The following is a 2,547-nucleotide window of genomic DNA, read 5'->3' as shown; positions in this document are numbered from 1 at the left end:
CGATCGTCGCGGTCAATCGCTTCACGGCTGACACGCCCCGCGAGCTCGACGCGATCCTCGACTGGTGCCGCGGGGCGGGGCTTCGGGCGGCGGTCGCCGATGTCTGGGGTCGAGGCGGAGGGGGCGACGGCGGTGACGAGCTCGCGCGCGAGGTCCTCGCAGCGCTCGAGTCGCCCGGGACGTGCCGGCCGCTCTACCCCCTCGAGGCGACGATCGAGGAGAAGATCCTGACGATCGTTCGCGAGGTCTACGGGGGCGCCGGCGTCGAGTTCTCGGAGCGAGCCTGCCGACAGCTCGCGCAGATCCGCGACAACGGCTGGGACCGACTCCCCGTCTGCATGGCGAAGACGCAGTATTCGTTCACGGACGACGCCTCGCGGCTCGGGGCCCCCGAGGGCTTCACCGTGCACGTCCGCGAGCTGTGGCCCCGCACGGGCGCGGGCTTCATCGTGGCCGTGACCGGGGCGCTCATGACGATGCCGGGCCTCCCGAAGGAGCCCGCCGCGCTGCGGATGGGGCTCGACGAGCATGGGAGGGCCGTCGGCCTGTTCTGAGGCGGCGGGCGGGGCCGAGGGAACGCCCCCCATATGCCAGCGCTCCCTCGGCCAGAGCGGTCCGTGCCGGACCTGAGCTTGAAGATACACGGACTATCCACGCGCGTGCCATGATCGGCTCGCACCCCGTCGATCCTCGGAAACTTGTAGAGTTTGACTTGACAACGCTGACCATATGGGGGCCAGCACGAAGGGCACCGACGGACTATGCAGTTGCGTGAGCTCAGCGACCTCACTGGTATGCCGATCGCAAGCATCAAGTACTACCTTCGGGAGGGAATCCTCCCGGCCGGAAGCCGCGTGACCGCCACGCGCTCCGACTACAACGAGTCCCATGTGAGGCGGATCAAGACGATCCAGACCCTGCGGAACGTCAATGGGCTGAGCGTCGCCCAAATCCGCGAGGTCGTAGCCCTCGTTGACCGTGGGGCGAGCCGCGTTGAGATCCTCAAGGGCCTGCAGCGCGAGCTCCAGCGCCTCGGCGAACCCGCTCCCGGGCGGACCGAAGCCGGCAACGCGGTGGTGCGCCTCCGCGGCTGGCCCGACGTCCCGACCGCCGCCCGCGGCGCGCTCGATTCGCACCTCGAGCAGATGAACGCGCTCGGCCTCTCGATCCCGCACGACGCGCTCGATACCTACAGCCAGGCCGTGGATCTCATCGCGAAGGTCGATATCAACGACGCCGCGTCGGCCGAGGATCTCGACACGCTCGTGACGCGCACAGCGGTCGGCATGCACATGCATTCGCAGCTCGTGCTCAAGCTGCTCGCCCTGGCCCAGGCGAGCCGCTCGATCGCGCTGTACGGTCGCGCTCCGGGCCCCGAGGGACTGCCCCCGGAGCCCGTTGCGACCCACGAGCCCGTCGCGCCCCCGGAGCCCGTCGCGCCCCGCGAGCCGGTCACGCCGGCTTGATGTTCTGGTTCACGTGGAAGAAGTTGTCCGGATCGTACTTCCCCTTCACCTCCGCGAGCCGCGCGTAGTTGGAGCCGAGCGTGGCCTCGATGCGGGACTGGTCGTCCGCGTCCTGGAAGTTGAGGTAGCCGCCAGGCTCCGAGTACTCGTGCAGCGCGCTCCAATAGTTGCGGACCCACGCGATGTTCGTCTCGTTCTCCGAGGCGTCCGGCCATTGGCCGGCAATGGCCGGGGAGAACGCGACGTCGCGGTGCGCGAACGCCGTCGCGTCCGGGGCGACCCGCTGCACCGCCCCGTCGATGGGGTAGAAGTGGTTGGCCGAATGCGGTGTGGGGATCCCCGGCGCGTACTCGACCGCGACGCGCAGCGCCTCGTCGCTCAGGGTGCGCAGGAAGTCCGCCTTCCAGTAGCCCTGGAGGCCCGGGACGCCGTTGAGGCCGTCGAACATGACGTTGAGCGCGGGGTACGGCATCGGGGAGAACATCGAACCCAGCACGGGACCGGCGTCCAGCATCGGCTGCCAGTGCGCGGGCCCCTGCGCGACGTCCCCGGTCCACATGCCTCCGACCACTGCCACAGGCCGACCGTGCCATTCCTCCGGGAGGAAGGGCACCGGCGGGCCCTGGTGGAAGCCAAGGAACGCGCCCATCTCCTCGGGCTCGGACGCGATCCACTCGCGGTACACGGCCCCGACCTCGGCGCCGATCGCGGCGTCGTAGAAGATGATCCCCACGTGGACCATGTCGAGCGGGTGCAGCTGGAATTCGAAGGACGTCACGGCACCGAAATTGCCGCTCCCGCCGCGCAGGGCCCAGAACAGGTCGGCGTTCTCTGCCTCGCTCGCCGTCACGAAGCTGCCATCGGCGAGGACCACGTCGGCGGAGATGAGGTTGTCGCACGCGAGGCCGTACTTCCGCGCGAGGTACCCGATGCCGCCGCCGAGGGTGAGGCCCGCGACACCGGTGGACCCGATGATCCCGCCCGTGCTCGCAAGTCCGAACGCGTGCGTCGCGTGGTTGAAGTCGGCCCACGTCGCGCCCGCGTCGACGCGCGCCGTGCGGGCCACCGGGTCGACCCGCAC

Annotated in this window: 3 protein-coding genes; 2 read left to right on the top strand and 1 reads right to left on the bottom strand. The window is 69.8% G+C overall.

Annotated elements, in window-relative coordinates; translation table 11 throughout:
- Positions 1 to 554 (top strand): formate--tetrahydrofolate ligase (locus ACLN58_RS20870; protein WP_415857145.1); only part of this gene is annotated, 554 nt, incomplete at its 5' end.
- A 207-nt stretch (positions 555 to 761) separates the two neighbouring features.
- On the top strand, positions 762 to 1,466 hold the full coding sequence (locus ACLN58_RS20865; RefSeq protein WP_415857144.1) for a MerR family transcriptional regulator: 705 nt from the start codon (positions 762 to 764) through the stop codon (positions 1,464 to 1,466).
- Here the strand turns inward: ACLN58_RS20865 and ACLN58_RS20860 are convergent.
- Positions 1,453 to 2,547 (bottom strand): FAD-binding oxidoreductase (locus tag ACLN58_RS20860; RefSeq protein WP_415857143.1); only part of this gene is annotated, 1,095 nt, incomplete at its 5' end. The genes ACLN58_RS20865 and ACLN58_RS20860 overlap by 14 nt on opposite strands.

Source organism: Sinomonas sp. G460-2 (assembly GCF_047759905.1).
Classification (GTDB): domain Bacteria; phylum Actinomycetota; class Actinomycetes; order Actinomycetales; family Micrococcaceae; genus Sinomonas.
The sequence above is the reverse complement of the archived record's forward strand: the minus strand, read 5'-3'. Positions and strand labels throughout refer to the sequence as shown.